Source organism: Variovorax sp. ISS6, assembly GCF_056523145.1.
This window is the reverse complement of the sequence record NZ_JAWRZC010000002.1, coordinates 1,890,050-1,907,909: the sequence shown is the minus strand read 5'-3', so window position 1 is coordinate 1,907,909 and position 17,860 is coordinate 1,890,050. Positions and strand designations below refer to the sequence as shown.

Here is a 17,860-nt window from a genome sequence, read left to right as displayed (position 1 = left end):
GCGCGATTCGTCCATCTGCCCTTCGGGGCGTCGGCCTGCGCCGACAGAAGGCATCAGGCCGCGGACACGACCACGCCGTCCCCATCGAGCCACAGCCGATCGCCGGGCCGGAGCTCGATGCCGCCGAAGGCCAGCACCACGTCGCGCTCGCCCTTCCCGGCCAGGCTCGCGCGCCGGGGCGTGGTCCCGATCGCGAGCACGGCCAGCGGCAGCGCGGCCAGCAGTTCGGCATCGCGCACGGCGCCATGGATCACGACACCGGCCCAGCCGTTGGCGAGGCCGATGCGCGCGAGCCGGTCGCCGAGCAGCGCCATGCGGCAGGTGCCGCCGCCATCGACGACCAGGATGCGCCCCTCGCCCGCGGTCGCGAGCAGGTCCCGGACCAGGCCGGCATCCTCGTGGACACGCAGGCAAGCGATGAGGCCCGAGGCGCGGCGTGTCGATCCGAAGGAGCGCAAGCCGACTTCACAGACCCTGGCATCGGAACCGAGCCGGTCGGCGACATCGGCGGTGGCCTCGTGTGTGTCGTTGCCGTGCATGCCTCAATCCAGCGTCGCGCCCGACTGCCTGACCAGCTTCTGGTGCTTCGCCAGTTCCGACTGGAAGAAGGCCGGCGCCGCATCGGGCCCGATGTCGAGCACCGCGAGCCCCTGCCCCGTGATGGCGGCCTGCGCTTCGGGCGACTTCATGGCCGCGCGGATCGCCGTGGCTGCCGCGTCCACCGCCGGCCTGGGCAGGCCCGCGGGACCGACCAGCGCGATCCAGGCATCGAATTCGTAGCCGGACACGCCGGCCTCGGCGAGCGTGGGAACCTCGGGCAGCGCGGCCGAACGCTGGCGGGTACTGACCGCGAGCGCGCGCAGCGTGCCGGCCTTGACCTGCGGCGCAACCTGCGAGACGGACACGAAGGCCAGGTTCACCTGGCCGCCGATCAGGTCGGTGATCAACGGGCCCGTGCCGCGGTAGGGCACGTGCTTCATGTCGATGCCGGTCTCGCTCACGAGCAGTTCGGCCGCGAGGTGCAGCGTGCTGCCGTTGCCGGCCGAGCCGTAGTTCAGGGTGCCGGGCTTAGCCTTGGCGTGGGCCAGGAGTTCCTTGACCGACTTCACGGGCAGGGCCGGGTTGACCACGAGCACGAGCGGCACGGTGGCGAGCACGGCGATCGGCGTGATGTCCTTGAGGCTATCGAAGGGAATGGACTTGTAGATGCCGGGATTGATGACGTGGTTGGACGAGATCATGCCGAGCGTCAGCCCGTCCTTGGGCGCGCGCACGATCTGCTGCGTGCCCGGGATGCCGCCCGCGCCGGCGACGTTCTCGACCACCACCGGGTGGCCGGTGCCGCGGCCCAGCGCGGGTGCGACGGCGCGCGCGACCGCGTCGACCGTGGAGCCCGCGGCGAGCGGCACGATCATGCGCAGCGGCTTGTCGCCGCCCAGGGCCTGGGCCCAGGCGCCGATCGGCGCGAGGGTGAACGCGGTCGCCATCGCGGCCAGCGCGCGGCGTTTCATCGAGATGCTCGTCATGGGGTCGTCTCCGTTGGTTTGAATCTTGTCGTTGGCGCTCAGGCCTCGCCATGCCTTGCGCGCAGCTGCGCGAAGGACAACAGCTCGCCCGCGATCGCGCTCGCGGCCACCGTGGGCGGGCTCGCGAGCCAGACGCTGCCGGGACCGCCGCGGCCCGGAAAGTTGCGGTTGATGGCGCTGACGGTGACCTGCGCGGCATGCGTGGATCCGCCAGGGCCGCAATTGCCGCAGGCGCCGCACGAGGGCTGCAGGATGCGCGCGCCGACGCGCTCGAAGGCCTCGAGATAGCCGGCGGCGATGCAGTGGTCGCGCACGGCGGTGGTGCCGAACTGCAGGAACAGTTCGACGCCGGGCGCCACGCGCAGCCCGCGCGACGCGGCCCAGTGCAACACCTCGTGGTAGTGCGCGAAGTCCTCGCGCTTGCCGGCGGTGCACGAGCCGCCATAGGCGATGTCCACGCGCACCGGCGCCGCGAGCGCCGCGAGCGGCAAGCCGTTGCCGGGGTCGCCAGGCGCGGCGAGCATGGCGCCGACCGCGGCGCAGTCGACATGCAGGGTCCGGTCGTACACCGCGCCCTCGTCGCTGCGCATCCACGGCTCGAGTTCGAATTCGATGCCGCGCCGCTCGCGCAGGAAGCGCAGCGTCTCCTCATCGGGCGCGACGATGCCGGTGAAGCCGCCGAGCTCGGCCGTCATGTTGGTGAGCGTCGCGCGTTCGTCGATGGACAGAGCCCGCACCGCGGCGCCCGTGAACTCGAACACCATGCCCACCCCGCCGCCCGCGCGGATGAAGGGCAGCGCCAGCAGGTGCAGCACCAGGTCCTTGGCAGTCACGCCCCCGGCGAGCTGGCCGGCGAGTTCCACGCGCAGCGAGCGCGGCATGGTGAGCCGCACGGCGCCGGTGACGAAGGCATTGGCCATGTCGGTGGTGCCGACGCCGAAGGCCACGCAGCCGAGCGCGCCGCTGTGCGGCGTGTGCGAATCGGTGCCGACGATCAGTTGCCCCGGCAGCGCATGGCGCTCGGCCACCATCGCATGCGAGATGCCGGCCACGTTCGAGCCGTCGTCGCGCGCGGCCTCGTCCTCGGTCGGCGTGCGATGGCTGCGCAGCGCGTACTGCGCGGCGAAGCGGCGCTGCGCCTCCACCATGCGATGCACGTTGGGCACCAGGCCACCGCGCACATGGGTCGGGCTTTCCTCCACGTAGGAGGTGTGGTCCTCGAACACGACGATGCTGTCGGGCCGGTGCAGTTCCAGGCGCGGACCGAAGGCGGCATGCAGCATGTGCGCGGCCATGCCGGTGTAGTACTCGTGGATGAAGCGCAGGTCGGCGCGCACGAAGGCGCCGTCGCCCGGCGCGGGCCGGCCGCCGGTGACGGGCGTCGAGAGTGCATGCCGCTCGACGATCTTCTCGAACAGCGTGCGCGGACGTTCCGTGTCCGATGCCGGCGCGGCCTCGGGCTGCCGCAGGTGCGAGGCGCCGAAGCGCAGCAGCCCGCCGCTGCGCAGGATGGCGCAGGCCAGCGCGTCGCGGCCCGCGAGCAGCTCGTCGAGGGCGATGGCCTCGCCGGCCTCGATGCGCTCGACCAGGCCGAAATCGGTGGAGGTGAACAGGCCGATGTTGTCGGCGTTCTGCCGATAGATGCGTTCGAAGCTGCGCGCGATCACCAGCCGCACGCCGGCCAGCTTCTCGGCCGCGGGGCTGTGCTCGCGCGACGAGCCCTTGCCGTAGCGCCCGCCCGCCACCACGACCTCGATGCCCGAGGCGGCGATGGCGCCGGGCGCGATCGGCTTGCGGCCGTCGACCTCGAGGCCGGTGTAGGGAAAGCGGCCGAGCTGCTCGTCGTAGTGCGTGAGGATCGCGATCGGCGTGATCTCGTCGGTCGAGACGTCGTCGCGCAGCGCGCCGGCCGCGGCCAGGCTGGAGCGTTCGCCACGCAGCACGGCCTCGATGGCGTCGGGCGCGGTGCCGAGGAACAGGATGCGGGGATCGAAGCGAAGCGCCGCGTCGCCGGGCGGGTCTTCTTGTCTGTCGTGGAGCATGCCGCATGCTGCGGCCGCCGCCGGCGCGCGGGAAGCGCCAAGGCGGCAGAGGGGGTCACGCGAAACGCGTGATCGGGTGAAACCCGCGGCCGGCTCAGCCGCGCAGGCTGTCGATCAGCGCGAGCACCAGGCGCGGCTGCGGCGAGCGGCGCAGGCTGTAGAGCTGCAGGTTGCGGTCGGCCCAGCGCTCGTCCAGCGGGCGGCGCTCGAAACGTGCGGTGCCCGCGAAGGCCGAGGCCGCGCTGCGCGGGATGATCGCGATGCCGAGCCCGGCCTCGACCATGCGGCAGACGGCGTCGAAGCTGCTGACCGACACCGTGGGCGAGAAGCGGCCGCCGCCGGCCTCGGCGCGCTCGTGCAGCGAGCGGTCGAGCGCGCCGCCCTGGTGCACGCCGATCAGCGGCTCGCGCAGCACGGCGGCGAAGGAGACGCTGTCGAGCGCGGCGAAGGCATGCCCCGCGGGCACCACCACCTGCAGCGGATCGTGCGCGAAATGCCAGGCCTCGAGCCCGGCCGGCACCGCCTGCTCCACGCCGACGCCGACGTCGGCGAGATCGTCGAGGCAGGCGCGCAGCACGTCGCGCGTGTCCTGCTCGTGCAGCGCCACGCGCGCCTGCGGATGCGCCTGCATGAAGCGCCGCAGCCGCTCGGGCAGGAAGCCGACCACGGCCGACATGTTGGCGTACAGCCGCACCGTGCCGCGCAGCTCGCCGCCCTCGCTCTGGACCTCGCGCGCCAGCGCCTCGAGGTCCTCGTCGATCTTGATGCCGCGCGTGAGCACCAGCCGGCCGGCGTCGGTCAGCGCGATGCCGCGCGGCGAGCGCACCAGCAGCGCGGTGCCGAAGGCGTGCTCGAGGTCGGTGATGCGCCGGCCCAGCGCGGAGGCCGCGATGTGCTCGCGCTCGGCCGCGCGCGCGATCGAGCCCGCCTGCGCGGCCGCGACGAAGAGGCGGATGCTGTAGGGATCGATGCGGCGTGCCATGGAGCGGGTGGGTGGAGGCTTCGCCGCATTCTCTCAGTCGCCCTCCGCGCCGATCGCGCCGCCGCTCAGACCAGCTGCAGCACCTGCGCCAGCGGCCGGCGCGGCCGGCGCGGCTTGCGCGGCTTGCGCGGCTTGCGCGGCCAGTTCTGGGGCATGGCATGGCCGATGGCAAGCAGCAGCACCGGGATCTCGTCGGCTGCCAGCGCGAAGGCCTCGGCGACCGCGGGCGCGTCGAAGCCGATCATCGGCGCGGAGCCGAGCCCCATCGCCTGCGCCGCATGGATCATGCATGCCGGCGCCGAAGGTCGCGCTGCGCACTGCCTCGTCGCGCTGGCGCTGCGGCTGCTCGAAGTAGAGGCTCTTCGCGGCGCCCTCCCAGCCCAGGACCATCTCCGCCGGCATGAAGCCGGCCGCGACGGCGCCCGCGAGGCGATCGGGCAGCGTGCGGTGGTCGGCGAGCTGGCCGCAGACGATGAAGGTCACTGCGGCTTCGCTGACCTTGACCTGGTCCCAGGCCAGGGCGCGCAGCCGCGCTTTCCGCTCGGGCGTGCGCACGGCGACGAAGCGCCAGTTCTGCAGGTTGAACGAGGTCGGCGCGGTCGTGGCCAGGCGCACCAGCTCCTCGATGCGCTCGTCGTCGATGCCGCTCGCGGGATCGAATAGGTTGGTGGTGCGGCGCTCTTCGATGGCCTGGAGGATCGGGTTCGGATGGGACATGGAAATCTCCTTGGATGAAAGGGACGAACGCGTGCCGTCCTCCGCCCGCGCGCGGCGGCGCGAGCGGCTGGAACGGGACGCAGGGGATCGGGGGAGAAAGAGGCGCTAGACGATGCTGTCGACCACGCCGCCGTCGACGCGCAGCGCGGCGCCGGTGGTGGCCGAGGCCTGCTCGGAGCTGGCGTAGAGGATCATGTTCGCGACCTCTTCCACGCGCGCGGCGCGGCGGATGAGATCGCCAGCGAAGCCGTGGGCGCGCGATGCCGCGTCGCCCAGCCGCGCCAGCGCGGCCGCCACGCCGGCCTCGGCGCGCCGTTGCCACCTCGACCGTGACCCTGGCCATCAACCAACTCGAGCAGGAGGTGGGCGCGCGGCTCATGCAGCGCTCGACGCGGCGGCTGGCCTTCACCCACGAGGGCGAGTCGCTGGTGGCGGATGCACGCCGCATCGTCTCGGAATGGGATGCGGCCCTGGGCGGCCTGCGCCAGCAGGGCGAACTGTCGGGCCCGGTGCGCGTCACCGCCACCAACGACTTCGGCCGCTCGCAGCTGCGGCCGCTGCTCGACGCCTTCCAGCAGCGCCATCCGCAGGTGCGCATCGGGCTGCATCTCAGCGACAGCACCATCGACCTGATCGAGACCCACATGGACCTCGCGATCCGCTTCGGCCCGCTGCCCGACTCGAACCTGCAGGCCCGCCTGCTGGTGCCCGGCGAGCGGCTGGTCTGCGCCGCGCCGGCCTACTGGAACGCGCGCGGCCGGCCGGCCCATCCTGGTGAGCTGGCGCAGCACAACTGCCTGGTGCTCGCAAGGCCCGGCGCGCCGCTCGCGGCCTGGACCTTTCGCGATGGCGACCGGTCCTTCAACGTCAAGGTGTCGGGCGACCGCGAGGCCAGCGACGGCTCGGTGCTGCGCGAATGGGCCGTGAACGGCACGGGCGTGATCTTCAAGAACCGGCAGGACATGCGCCACGAACTGGCGGCCGGCGCGCTCGAGGTGGTACTGGGCAATTACGTGGCCGGGCCGATCGACCTGTTCGCGGTCTTCCCCGGCGGTGCGCCCAGCCGGCGCGTGGCGGCGCTGGTGGATTTCCTCGCGGCCGCGCTGCAATCGCCGGCCGCCTGAGCCTGCCGGGACTCGGCGCTCAAGCCGCGAGGCTCAGAAATGTCAGAAATGGCCCTGCGCGTCGCCCGTGCGGTCGTGCACCCATCGCATGGCCTGCAGCTGGGCTTGCCGCAGCGCCTCCTCTGCACTGCCGTGGCCGAGGTCGTCCGCGGGCAGTTCATCGGCGATGAAGGCTGGCCCGCCCGCATAGTCGAGCCGCGCCAGGTAGCGGCCGCTGCCGTCGGGTTCCGCACGGCAGATGAACGCGTGTTCCCACAGGTCGATTCTTTCCTCGAAGCTCATTCGGATGGTCCTCTCGTTGTCCAGGTCTTCAATGACTGGAAACGAGTCTATGGACGGCGCGGCCGCGCCGCGTAGGAGCCGCCCGCGTGGGTGGGTGGGTCGGCAGGCGGGACGCGCGGATGCGACAAGCCCGGCTCAACGCGCGGGCGGCCACTGCCGAGCCGTGTGCAGCAGCGTCAACACCCAAACGGTTTGCGCGGCATCGTCCACCTCGTAGACCATGCGATAGCTCTCGTGCGGAATCAGCTCCCGGGTACCGGCGATCCGCCCTCGCTTGCCGAGCAATGGAAAGTCGATCAGCCGGGCAGCGGCGGCGCCGAACAATTCGTCCATCGCGATCGCCGCGTGCACGTTGTCGGCGGCGATGTAGGCCAGGATCTCTTCCCGGTCGCCTTCGGCCTGACGGGTCCAACGAACCCTCACGCGTCAGCCTTGATGCTCCGCTCGAGCAGTTGCTTGCGCCGAACGGCGAAGTCGGCCTCGACCTCGTCATGCGAGCGCCCATCGCCGGCTCGCATGTCGCGGCGGCCGGCTTCCACCTTTCGCGCCACGAAGGCTTCATGCTCCTGCGCCTCGCGCTGATTGCGTACGAACTCCCGCATCAGATCGCGCACCACCTGGGATGCCGGACGGTCCAGCGCCCGGGCGGCGGCCATGAACTCGTCGCGCAGCTCGGGCTCGAGCTTCATCGTGAATACGGCTTCCTTGGACATGGCACTCCTTGTACTGACCAGGTATATACGTCGTCATTATCTCAACAAACCCTGCCGCAAGCGTTCCTCGATCCCTCAGCCCTTTCAGGTCGAAGCTCATCCCTCGCGAAAAACGAAATTTACTGTCTGCAAACCCACCCCGGATACACAGCGATACGCAGCCCCGGCCCCCGGCCCCTCCCGCGAATGAACATCCGCGCCATCGATCGCCAGGCAGCGCAAACGACACCGGCGCGACAGGCCCTCGGCCCGATGCCATCCACCACCATTCGCAAGGAGTTCCCATGACGCTTTCTTCCCCGCTCGAGCGCCGCTCGTTCCTCGCCAAGGCCGCCATCGGCCTCGCCACGGCCCAGTTCGCGGCGGTCGTGCCCGCGTTCGCGCAGTCGAACGCGCTTTCCGCCGGCGGCACGCCGCGGCGCCTCGAGCCGCTCAAGCACATCGATGCGGGCGTGCTCAACGTGGCCTATTTCGAGGCCGGCCCCGCCAACGGCGCGCCGGTGCTGCTGCTGCATGGCTGGCCCTACGACATCCACATGTTCGTCGACGTCGCGCCGCTGCTCGCGGCCGCGGGCTTCCGCGTGATCGTGCCCTACCTGCGCGGCTACGGCGCCACGCGCTTCCTCTCGGCCGACACGCCGCGCAACGGCCAGCAGTCGGTGGTGGCGGCCGACATCTTCGCGCTGATGGACGCGCTGCGGATCCGCAGCGCCACGGTCGCGGGCTGCGACTGGGGCGCGCGCACGGCCTGCATCATGGCGGCGCTGCAGCCCGAGCGCGTGAAGGCGCTGGTGTCGGTCAGCGGCTACCTGATCGGCAGCCAGGAGGCCGGAAAAAATCCGCTGCCGCCCGAAGCCGAGTTCCAGTGGTGGTACCAGTACTACTTCGCGACCGAGCGCGGCCGCCTGGGCTACGACAGGAACCGCAACGCGTTCTCGAAGCTGATCTGGCAGCTCGCCTCGCCGAAGTGGAACTTCGATGCCGCGACCTTCGAACGCAGCGCGCGCGCCTTCGACAACCCCGACCACGTCGCGATCGTGGTCCACAACTACCGCTGGCGCCTCGGCCTGGCCGAGGGGGAAGCCCAGTACCAGCCGCTCGAGGACCGGCTCGCCAAGGCACCCGCGATCACGGTGCCGACCATCACGCTCGAGGGCGATGCCAACGGCGCGCCGCATCCCGAGCCGGCGAGCTACGCGAAGAAGTTCTCGGGCTTCTACGAGCACCGGCAGGTCGACGGCGGCATCGGCCACAACCTGCCGCAGGAAGCGCCCCAGGCCTTCGCGACCGCCGTGGTGGACGTGGCGCGACGCGCCGTCTGAGCCAGGTCTGGTCGCCGCCTCGGCATCCAGAAGTGCCAAAAAGTAGACACTTATGTTCTCATTTGTTGAAAGATTTCTAAAGCTTTAGTTACACTGTCGGCTTCGAGGGTCAGACGGCGCAGACCGGTCCCGCCCTGAGGGGGTACGCGAGTACCCCTTTATTCATTTGTTCGTGTCCGGCTTGCCGCCGCCCTGCGTCCACACGCGGGGAGGCTGTGCGTCGGCGCCAGCCACTGACTCCTCGAAATGCACGTACTGTCGATCTTCGGGACCCGTCCCGAGGCCATCAAGATGGCCCCCCTCGTCGCCGCCCTGCGCCGCGAGCCGCGCGTGCGCAGCTCGGTGTGCGTGACCGGCCAGCACCGCGAGATGCTGACCCAGGTGATGTCGCTGTTCGACCTCGAGGCCGACCACGACCTCGACGTGATGCGGCCCAACCAGTCGCTCAACGGGCTCTACGGCCGCCTGATCGCGGGCGCCGACGCGGTGCTCGAGGCCGAGCAGCCCGACTGCGTGCTCGTGCACGGCGACACCACCACCGCCGCGGCCTGCGCCATGGCCGCCTTCCATCGCCGCATTCCGGTCGGCCACGTCGAGGCCGGCCTGCGCAGCGGCGACATCCGCTCGCCCTTCCCCGAGGAGCTCAACCGCCGCTTCGTCGATTCGGTCAGCAGCTGGATGTTCGCGCCCACGCCCTCCTCGCGCGACGCGCTGCTCGCCGAGAAGCCGCCGGGGCGCATCTGGGTCACGGGCAACACGGTGATCGACGCGCTCGCGGCCACGGTCGAGCGGCTCGAGTCCGACCGCCCGCTGGCCGCCACGCTCGCGAAGCGCCACGGCTGGGTCGATGCCAGGCGCCGGCTGGTGCTGGTCACCGGCCACCGCCGCGAGAACTTCGGCGAGGGCTTTCGCAACATCTGCACCGCGCTGCGCGAGCTGGCGCAGCGCGACGACGTGCAGATCGTCTACCCGGTGCACCTGAACCCCAACGTGCACGACGTGGTGAAGGCCCAGCTGTCGGGCCTGCCCAACGTGCACCTGATCGCGCCGCTGGGCTACCTCGACTTCGTCTGGTTCATGCAGCGCGCCTACCTGATCCTGACCGACTCGGGCGGCGTGCAGGAAGAGGCGCCCTCGCTGGGCAAGCCGGTGCTGGTGATGCGCGACGTGACCGAGCGCCCCGAGGCCGTGGCCGCTGGCACCGTGCGGCTGGTGGGCACCTCGCCCGAGCGCATCGTGGGCGAGGCGCGCCGCCTGCTCGACGACCCCGCCGTGCACGCCGAGTTCTGCCGTCGCGGCAATCCCTACGGCGACGCGCGCGCGAGCCAGCGCATCGTGGACGTGCTGTGCGAGCGGCACACCGCCGAGTTCGTGCCGTGAGCGCCGAGCGCCGTCCCTCTTTTTTCCAAGTCTTTCTGCCGAGTCTTTCCATGCCTTCTCTGTTCTCGCGGCGCTTCGCCCTCCTCGCACCCACGGCGGTGCTCGCCTTGAGCGCCTCCTTCCTCGCGCACGCCAGCCCCGCGAGCGACGCGCTGCAGCGCCTTCAGGGCGAGACCTGGGTCAACCGCAGCTTCGCGCTGTCGGACCTGGGCATCGGCGACACCGTGCTGCTCAACGGCTTCGACAGCCGCCAGGAGTTCTACCTGCCGGTGCCGCGCGGCCTTGCATTGACCGAGGCCAGCATCGACTTCAGCGGCCGCTATCACAAGGCCGAGGGCGGCAGCACCTCGATGCTGCTGACGGTCAACGGCCGGCCGGTGCAGGCGCGCCGCATCGAGGCGGCCGAGGGCGACGCGAGCCAGAGCCTCAAGGTCGACACCGGCGTCGCGCGCACGGCGAACTTCGTGCGCCTCGGCGTCCAGTGGTCGAACAACGTGGCGCGCCGCGTCTGCGAACTCGAGCGCTCGACCGGCAACGTGCTCGCGATCTCGCCCGAGACGCGCTTCAACTACCGCTTCAACAGCGGCGCGCTGACCAGCCTCGCCGACGCCTGGGCCACGCTGCCCGCGCGCCCGGTCCTGCTGGTGGCTTCGCGCAATCTCTCGAAGACCAGCTACGACAGCGCCTGGCGCCTCGGCGTTGCGCTCGAGCAGGCCAACCGCCGCGTGCAGATCCAGGCCTTCCCGGTGGCCGGCGATGTCGTCGACACCTCGGGCTGGCAGGTGCCCGCGGGGCTCGCCGCGCTGCCGGCCTTCGCCGGTCTCGCCGGCGGCAATGCGCGCTACGAACTCAAGAACGAGGCCGAGGTCGGCGCGCTGCTGGTGCTCGGCGCCACCGCGGCGAGCGGCGATCTGCTGGTGGCCGACACGGCGCTGCGCCAGCAGATCGCCAAGGCGCTCGAGGCGCTGGCCGTGCAGTTCGCGGGCGACGCCGACGCGCTGCGCGCCTTCGCGCTCTGGCGCGAGCAACAGACCGCGCTCGCCGCGGATGCCGGCAGCGCCGGCCAGGTGCGCCTCGCCACGCTGGGCGCGCATCCGGTGATCGTGGTGCCCGAGAACGCGGGCGCGCAGGCGGCCGGCGTCTTCGCCGAGACCTGGCGCAACCTGCTGGTGTCGCGCGAGGCCGGCGTGCGCACGGCCGACGCGCCCGATGCGAGCGAACGTCCGGCGATCCGCCTCAACAGCCTCGGCGCCAGCGAGGCCGGCTTCGACGTGGTGTCGCGCGGCGAGTGGACCGCCACCCTGCCGCTGGGCGTGGTCGCGGCCAACGGCCGCATGCCTTCCGAGCTGGTGATCGACGTGGCGGCCGCGCCCGGCGCCTCGTCCACGCGTCCCGTGGCCTCGGTGTTCTGGAACGACGTGCTGCTGTCGGCCAAGCTCCTGGAGGCCGATGGCCGACCCGAGCGCCTCGATGCGCGCATTCCCGGCTATGCGCTGGGCCTGAGCAACGTGGTGCGCGTGTCCTTCCAGCGCCAGCCCTATTCGAACGACTGCCAGGAGATGCCGCAGGGCTTCCCGGTCAACGTGCTGCCCACCAGTTTCGTGCGCGCGGGCGACGCGCGGCCCGATGGCAGCTTCGTCGGCCTGCTGCCGCTGATGTCGGGCAACCCGCAGGTCGCCGTGCCGCAGGCCTGGCTGGCCGACGCGCCCGCGAGCCTCGCGCGCCTGGTGCGCATGGCCGTGGCCGCCGGCGTGACGCCGGTGCGCTCCGAGCTGGTGGTGACGCAGTCCGGCGCCTTCTCGCCGACCCGGCCCTTCCTCGCGCTGCAGGTGGCGGTCGACGGCGCCGCCTCGAAGGTGGAGGTCAAGGACGCGAGCCTGCGCATCCATGGCCGCAAGGCGCCGTGGCTCGAGCTCGACGACCTGTCGCAGCTCAGCGCCATCGAGGTGAGCCGCGCGCATGGCCAGGACGGCATGCAGTGGCAGCCGATCGGCGCGCGCGCCGTGGTGCCGACCAAGCCCTTCGTGCTGAACCGCGGCGACATCGCGATGCTCGGCGCCGACGGCCCCGTGAGCTGGCTCGACAGCGGCAATCCCGCGGACGAGAGCGCGCGCCGCGGCGGCGAAGGCGCGTTCTTCGAATGGCGCTCGTACGCCGCCTGGGGCATGCCGGTGATCGGCGTGGCCGTGTTCGCGCTGCTGCTGCTGATCCTGCTGGCCTGGCGCGCGCGGCGCCGCCATGCGCGCAAGTCGCAGCAGTAAGGACCCGACCGAAGCCGCATGTTCGAGCTCTACGGACCCTTCCTGCTGGCCGACTACTACCGCGGTCTGGAGATCGTGACCGCGGTGGTCGGCGTGGTGATCCTGCTGTCGAGCATCGACGACCTGTTCGTCGATGCCTGGTACTGGGTGCGCGAGATCTACCGCTCGCTGACCGTGCGCCGCCGCTACCGGCGCCTGACCGCCGCGCAGCTGCGCGCGGCGCGCGAGCAGCCGATGGCCATCATGGTGCCGGCCTGGCTCGAGTACGACGTGATCGCGCCGATGCTCGCCAACATGGTGTCGACGCTCGAGTACAAGAACTACGCCATCTTCGTCGGCACCTACCGCAACGATGCGCGCACCATCGCCGAAGTGGAGCGCATGCGCCGGCGCTACCGCCAGCTGGTGCGCGTGGAGGTGCCGCACGACGGCCCCACCTGCAAGGCCGATTGCCTCAACTGGGTGGTGCAGGCGCTGTTCCAGCACGAGCGCACCATGGGCGAGCCCTTCGCGGGCGTCGTGCTGCACGACAGCGAGGACGTGCTGCATCCGCTCGAGCTCAAGTACTTCAACTACCTGCTGCCGCGCATGGATTTCATCCAGCTGCCCGTGACCTCGCTCGAGCGCCACTGGTTCGAGCTGGTGGCCGGCACCTACATGGACGAGTTCGCCGAGTGGCACAGCAAGGACCTCGTGGTGCGCGAGAGCCTGTCGCGCATGGTGCCCTCGGCCGGCGTCGGCACCTGCTTCTCGCACCGCGCGCTGCAGACGCTGGCCGCGGAGCTCGACAACCAGCCCTTCAACACCGCCAGCCTGACCGAGGACTACGACATCGGCGCGCGCCTGGGCCGGCTCGGCATGAAGCAGATCTTCGGCAAGTTCGACGTCGAGTACGTGACGCGGCGCACCGCCTGGTTCGGCGCCGGCCGCGAGAAGCTCGGCTCGCTGCGCATGCCGCTGGGCGTGCGCGAGTACTTCCCCGACACCTTCCGCACCGCCTACCGCCAGAAGGCGCGCTGGACCCTGGGCATCGGCCTGCAGGGCTGGGAGCAGATGGGCTGGGCCGGCTCGCTGGCCACCAAATACCTGCTGTTCCGCGACCGCAAGGGCCTGTTCACCGCCTTCGTGGCGATCCTCGGCTATTTGCTGATGCTCAATTTCCTCCTCTTCTTCTTCGCCGACGCCATGGGCTGGTGGACCGTCTACTACCCGTCGATCTTCCAGTCGGGCGGCTGGCTCATGACGGTGATGGAGCTCAATGCCGTGGCGCTGCTGCTGCGCTTCGCGCAGCGCTTCCATTTCGTGTCGGCGCTCTATGGCTGGGAGCACGGGCTGCTGTCGATCCCGCGCATGGTGATCGGCAACTTCATCAACGCCATGGCCGCGGCGCGCGCATGGAAGCTGTTCCTCTCGCACAAGCTGTTCGGCAAGCGGCTGGTGTGGGACAAGACCATGCACGACTTCCCATCGGCCGATCAGCTGGTGCAGCAGCGCCAGCGGCTGGGCGAAGTGCTGCTGTCGTGGCGCGCCATCGACGAGACGCAGCTCGACAACGCGCTCACCATCCAGCGCGGCACGGGCCGCAAGCTCGGCAGCATCCTTCTCGAGCAGGGCTGGCTCGACGCGGGCACGCTCGAGGAGGCGATCTCGTTCCAGCGCGGCGATTCGGTGCTGGCGCCGCTCGCGCCGCAGGGCGCGCAGGGAGTGCCGGCATGAAGGGGCTCGACAACCGCACGCTGCTGGCGGTCGCGCTGGCCGCGGCCTGGCCCGCGGTGCCCGCGTTCGCCGCCGTCCATTCGCTGCCGGCCGCGCCTTCGCCCTCGACGTCCACTTCAACCGCTTCCACGCCCGGCGCCGCGCCGGCGCCGACGCGCACCGCGCCGCGCAAGCGCTCATCGCATGGCCGTGCCTGGCAACTGGCCGACCAGGCCTTCAAGGCCTATGGCCGCGGCGACTTCGAGACCGCGCTCGCGCGCGCCGATGCCGCCTTGCGGCTGCAACCCGCGGCGCAGCGCGTGCACCTGCTGCGCGTGTATGCGCTGCAGAAGCTGGGGCGCAACGACGAGGCCGCGCGCGCGGCCGAGCGTGCCATCGACCAGGGCCATGGCAACGCGGCGCTGCGTACGGCACTGGCCAACCTGCGTGCCACGCCCGCCGACGGCACGCCCGCCACCGAGGCCTACCGCGCGGGCTTCCCGCTCGCGGCGCAGGCCTACCGCGACTACGCCGAGGGCCGCGATGCCGAGGCGGCGAGGTCGGCCGAACAAGCGGTGCGCGCCGATCCGAGCCAGGGTCCCTGGGTACTGCTGTGGCTCGACGCGCTCGCACGGCAGCAGCGCTCCGATGAACTCGTACAGGCGGCAGCCACCGCGCTGGAGCTGGGTGCGCCGAACGCCACCGAGATCGCCGCGCGCGTGCGGCAGGCCAGTCGTTCGATCGCTCTGCGGCATGCGCAGAAGGCCTACGACGCCCTGTCGCGCCAGCAGCCGCGCGCGGCGGTCGACGAGGCCCGCGAGGCGGTGCGCATCGCACCCGATGTCGCGAGCCATCGGCAGTTGCTGATCGATGCGCTGCAGGCCGTGCCCGACCTCGAAGGCGCCGAACAGGCAACCACCGAGGCCATGGCCGCGCAGGACGACGGCGCGGCATTGCGACTGCAACGCGCCTACCTGCGCCAGCAGCTGTCGCGCGGCGGCGAGGCGCAACAGGATGTCGATGCCATGGTCGCCGACGCGAAGGTCGACGAGGCACAGCGCCGCGACGCGCGCCTGATCGGCGCCGACCTCGCGCTGGCCGCGCGCGACGGCGAGCGCGCGCGCACGCTGCTCGCGCCGCTGCCGCCCGACGACACGCAGGTGCGCTCGCGCCGCCAGCGGGCCGAGGATGCGGCGAGCGGCTGGGGCTTGCCTGCTACACCGCCGGTCACCGCCTATGCGCCCGTGAAGCTCTGCAACGACACGCCCGAGGGCCCGGCCTGCGCGCTCGCGCCCTGGGACTCGCCGAAGGCCGGCGATGCCGCCACGCGTGCCTACGCGGCCTATGCGCAGAAGCGCTATCCCGAGGCCATTGCGCTGGCGAAGCAGGCCGCGGCCGAACGGCCCGACGACGCATCGCGCCAGAAGCTGCTGACCACCACGCTCGCCGCGGGCACGACCGCGGAACGCCAGCAGGCGCTGCAGCGGCTCGACACCGCGATCGCCGCGCAGCCCGCCGACGCCACCCTGTTGCGCCAGCGCGGCTACCTGCACATCGCCAACAAGGACCCGGCACTCGCGCTGCAGGACTTCGTCGCGGCCCGCAACACCGGCCAGGCCCCGCGCAGCAACCTGCTCGACGAGGCGCAGGCGGCCGCCGGCACCGGCGACCGCGTCGGCGCGGCCGCCACGCTGCGCCAGGCCGTCGACGACGAGGACGTGGGCTGGCTCTCGCTCGACCGCCAGCAGCTCCACGACCTGCGCAGCACCATCGCCAGCTATTCGCGCGAATGGGGCGTCAACAGCACCGTGGGCTACCGCGGCGCTCATGCCGCCTCCTTCGGGCTGCCCGGGCAGCCGGTGGCCGTGCCCGGCAACGCGAGCTTTAACACCACCGAGGTGTTCTGGCGTCCGAGCGGCTTCCTCAACACCAGCCGCAGCATCTTCGACGTCTACGGCCGCCTCTCGACCACCCTGCACGCCGGCACCGACGTGACCGCCGCGCAGCTCGTGCAGAACCCTTGCGGCGGCATCGGCATCACGCCCGAGCAGCGCACCCGCGGCATCGCGGGCCTGCCCTCGACCAGCGGCGCCCTCGGCGTGCGCTACACGCCCGACACCGCGACCGGCCTCACCTTCGGCCTCGAGCGGCAGTTCATGCTGGGCAGCGCCACGCGGTCCGGCACCATCGATCCCGCGCCCGCGAGCCTGCGCTGCCAGCTCAACAACCGCTCCGCGGCCATCGACTACCGCGCCGACACGGGTTCGGGCGGCTGGCAGGCCTACCTGCTCTACGGCTTCTACGAGGGCACCGGCCTGCGCGTGGACACGCGCAGCTGGTTCACCATGGAGGGCTACCTGCAGGCCGGCTACACCCTGCTCGACATGCCGGCCGCCTACACCGTGCGCGACACCGCCGGCAACGTGCTCGCCGACGGCAGCGGCCGCCTCAAGCGTGGCCAGGGCTTCGCGGCCGGCGAGGTGCGCATCGGGCGCAGCTTCGTCACCGACTACAACGATCGCCTCGTGTTCTTCCCCCACGTCACGCTCGCCGCGGACTGGTTCTCCAACCGCAACCGCGCGAGCGGCGTGCCGATCGCGGGCTTCGACAGCGTGGCCCTGTCCGACCGCGGATCGAGCTGGTCGGCCGGCGCGGGCGCGGGCATCAACCTGCGCTACTGGTTCAACGAGGATCGCTACAACGCGCAGCGCTCGCATGTGGATGCGAGCTTGCAGTATCGGACCACGCTGGGAGGGGTGGCGGGGCGGGCGAAGGGAGTGTTCTTGAATCTGACCCTGTCGTACTAGGCGTCCGGTCAGGGCAGAACTCCCCAGTCCTCGCGCAGCCGCTGCGCCTCGGGTGTATCGCCCACCACCCAGGGATCGATCGCGAACGCGATCACGCGCTCCGCGCCATAGCCGCGCGCGATCTCCATCTGCCGCCGCACGCGCTCGGGCGTCGCGGCACGCGCCTTGAAGCCCTCCTCGCCACCCGGCGCGGCGGGCAACTGCTCGAACAGCTCGACCACCAGATCGAAGGCCACGCCGCGCCGCCGCAACAGAGCGCGCAGCGGCTCGAGCCCCGCGAGGTTGTCCATGCCGCCCACGCCCACGCCGTCCTGCAGCATCGGACGCAGCGGCACGCGGTCGAGGATCCGAGACCACAGGTCCGCGAGCGAGCCCTCGGTCGGCAGCCGGCTGAAGAAGGTCGACACCGCAAGCGGCTGGCCGCCCGTGCGGCGGGCGACGGTCGCGATCCCTTCGAGCCAGTCCACCAGCTGCTGCCGGCGCTCGGCCGTCGCCCAGTTGTACTGGTCGAGCTCGTAGGGCAGGTACCAGCCGCGAAAGCCCGGCAGCTTGGGCCAGCGCGCCGACTCCATGAACCGCAGGCAGCGATCGCGCGCGGTGGCCAGCAAGGACGGCAGCACCGCCGGATCCTTCGAGCCCATGGCCTTCCACCAACTCTCGTCGTAGGGCAGGCCCATGCGGATGCCCATGCCCTCGCGCGCGGCCTCCTCGAACAGCATGGCGAGCAGGCTGTCGGGCAGCGTCCAGTCGAATGCACCGCCGTACAGGGCGCTCCACTGCAACACGATCTCGTCGCAACCCAGCGCGCGCGTGATGCGCAGCCGGCGCCGCCATTCGTCGATGGAAAGCGATTCATGGCTCTTCCAGGGCTGCAGGAAGCTGCCCTGGAACCTCGGCGGCGGCGCGGTGCAGGCGCCCAGCAGGGCGGCCGCGGCCAGCATCAGGCAACTGCGTCGGCGAAGCAGCGGGAGCGGCAAGGGCGCGGGGAGAAAAGACATCGGGCCACAGT

14 protein-coding genes and 2 pseudogenes are annotated in these 17,860 nt (G+C 71.5%); 6 read left to right on the top strand and 10 right to left on the bottom strand.

Features of this window, described 5'->3' with window-relative positions:
- Positions 1-53: 53 nt before the first annotated feature.
- The 6 genes and pseudogenes from rraA to AC1HIL_RS40610 form a co-directional block, all read right to left on the bottom strand.
- The gene (gene rraA, locus AC1HIL_RS40635) at positions 54-539 is read right to left on the bottom strand and encodes a ribonuclease E activity regulator RraA (protein WP_057594661.1); all 486 of its coding nucleotides are present in this window, start codon (positions 537-539) and stop codon (positions 54-56) included.
- Positions 540-542: 3 nt separating this feature from the next.
- Positions 543-1,526, bottom strand: coding sequence for a Bug family tripartite tricarboxylate transporter substrate binding protein (locus AC1HIL_RS40630; protein WP_413765487.1), 984 nt, complete (start codon positions 1,524-1,526; stop codon positions 543-545).
- A gap of 38 nt (positions 1,527-1,564) precedes the next feature.
- Positions 1,565-3,568: an aconitase family protein gene (locus AC1HIL_RS40625; protein WP_479669327.1), complete on the bottom strand. Its 2,004-nt coding sequence runs from the start codon at positions 3,566-3,568 to the stop codon at positions 1,565-1,567.
- Between the two features lie 94 nt (positions 3,569-3,662).
- Entirely contained in the window at positions 3,663-4,550 is an 888-nt protein-coding gene (locus AC1HIL_RS40620; protein ID WP_057594658.1) for a LysR family transcriptional regulator, read from the bottom strand.
- Between the two features lie 65 nt (positions 4,551-4,615).
- Positions 4,616-5,267: pseudogene (locus tag AC1HIL_RS40615) on the bottom strand (nitroreductase family protein).
- 105 nt (positions 5,268-5,372) lie between these two features.
- Positions 5,373-5,501: pseudogene (locus tag AC1HIL_RS40610) on the bottom strand (SDR family oxidoreductase); the annotation flags it as partial.
- Between the two features lie 26 nt (positions 5,502-5,527).
- Here AC1HIL_RS40610 and AC1HIL_RS40605 point away from each other — a divergent pair.
- Complete coding sequence (locus AC1HIL_RS40605) at positions 5,528-6,391, top strand: LysR family transcriptional regulator (RefSeq protein ID WP_479669328.1); 864 nt, start codon at positions 5,528-5,530, stop codon at positions 6,389-6,391.
- A gap of 42 nt (positions 6,392-6,433) precedes the next feature.
- Here AC1HIL_RS40605 and AC1HIL_RS40600 read toward each other — a convergent pair whose 3' ends face one another.
- The 3 genes from AC1HIL_RS40600 to AC1HIL_RS40590 all read right to left on the bottom strand — a co-directional run bounded on the left by AC1HIL_RS40600 (position 6,434) and on the right by AC1HIL_RS40590 (position 7,386).
- On the bottom strand, positions 6,434-6,673 hold the full coding sequence (locus AC1HIL_RS40600) for a hypothetical protein (RefSeq protein ID WP_057594656.1): 240 nt from the start codon (positions 6,671-6,673) through the stop codon (positions 6,434-6,436).
- A 135-nt stretch (positions 6,674-6,808) separates the two neighbouring features.
- Positions 6,809-7,096, bottom strand: coding sequence for a type II toxin-antitoxin system RelE/ParE family toxin (locus AC1HIL_RS40595; RefSeq protein ID WP_057594655.1), 288 nt, complete (start codon positions 7,094-7,096; stop codon positions 6,809-6,811).
- On the bottom strand, positions 7,093-7,386 hold the full coding sequence (locus AC1HIL_RS40590) for a hypothetical protein (RefSeq protein ID WP_057594654.1): 294 nt from the start codon (positions 7,384-7,386) through the stop codon (positions 7,093-7,095). The genes AC1HIL_RS40595 and AC1HIL_RS40590 overlap by 4 nt, the downstream gene beginning before the upstream one ends.
- 284 nt (positions 7,387-7,670) lie before the next feature.
- Here AC1HIL_RS40590 and AC1HIL_RS40585 point away from each other — a divergent pair, with 284 nt between their 5' ends.
- The 5 genes from AC1HIL_RS40585 (at position 7,671) to AC1HIL_RS40565 (ending at position 16,851) form a co-directional block, all read left to right on the top strand.
- Positions 7,671-8,708, top strand: coding sequence for an alpha/beta fold hydrolase (locus AC1HIL_RS40585; protein WP_479669329.1), 1,038 nt, complete (start codon positions 7,671-7,673; stop codon positions 8,706-8,708).
- A 246-nt stretch (positions 8,709-8,954) separates the two neighbouring features.
- Positions 8,955-10,088 (top strand): non-hydrolyzing UDP-N-acetylglucosamine 2-epimerase, encoded by a 1,134-nt coding sequence (gene wecB, locus AC1HIL_RS40580; protein ID WP_261211218.1) that lies wholly within the window; start codon positions 8,955-8,957, stop codon positions 10,086-10,088.
- A gap of 50 nt (positions 10,089-10,138) precedes the next feature.
- Positions 10,139-12,349, top strand: a complete 2,211-nt coding sequence (locus AC1HIL_RS40575; RefSeq protein ID WP_479669330.1) for a cellulose biosynthesis cyclic di-GMP-binding regulatory protein BcsB — start codon at positions 10,139-10,141, stop codon at positions 12,347-12,349.
- A gap of 18 nt (positions 12,350-12,367) precedes the next feature.
- Positions 12,368-14,065 (top strand): glycosyl transferase family protein, encoded by a 1,698-nt coding sequence (locus AC1HIL_RS40570; protein ID WP_261211215.1) that lies wholly within the window; start codon positions 12,368-12,370, stop codon positions 14,063-14,065.
- Complete coding sequence (locus AC1HIL_RS40565; RefSeq protein ID WP_479669331.1) at positions 14,062-16,851, top strand: NfrA family protein; 2,790 nt, start codon at positions 14,062-14,064, stop codon at positions 16,849-16,851. Before AC1HIL_RS40570 ends, AC1HIL_RS40565 begins: the two co-directional genes overlap by 4 nt.
- 8 nt (positions 16,852-16,859) lie before the next feature.
- Here AC1HIL_RS40565 and AC1HIL_RS40560 read toward each other — a convergent pair whose 3' ends face one another.
- Positions 16,860-17,849, bottom strand: coding sequence for a DUF4434 domain-containing protein (locus AC1HIL_RS40560; protein ID WP_296734487.1), 990 nt, complete (start codon positions 17,847-17,849; stop codon positions 16,860-16,862).
- Between the last annotated feature and the right edge of the window lie 11 nt (positions 17,850-17,860).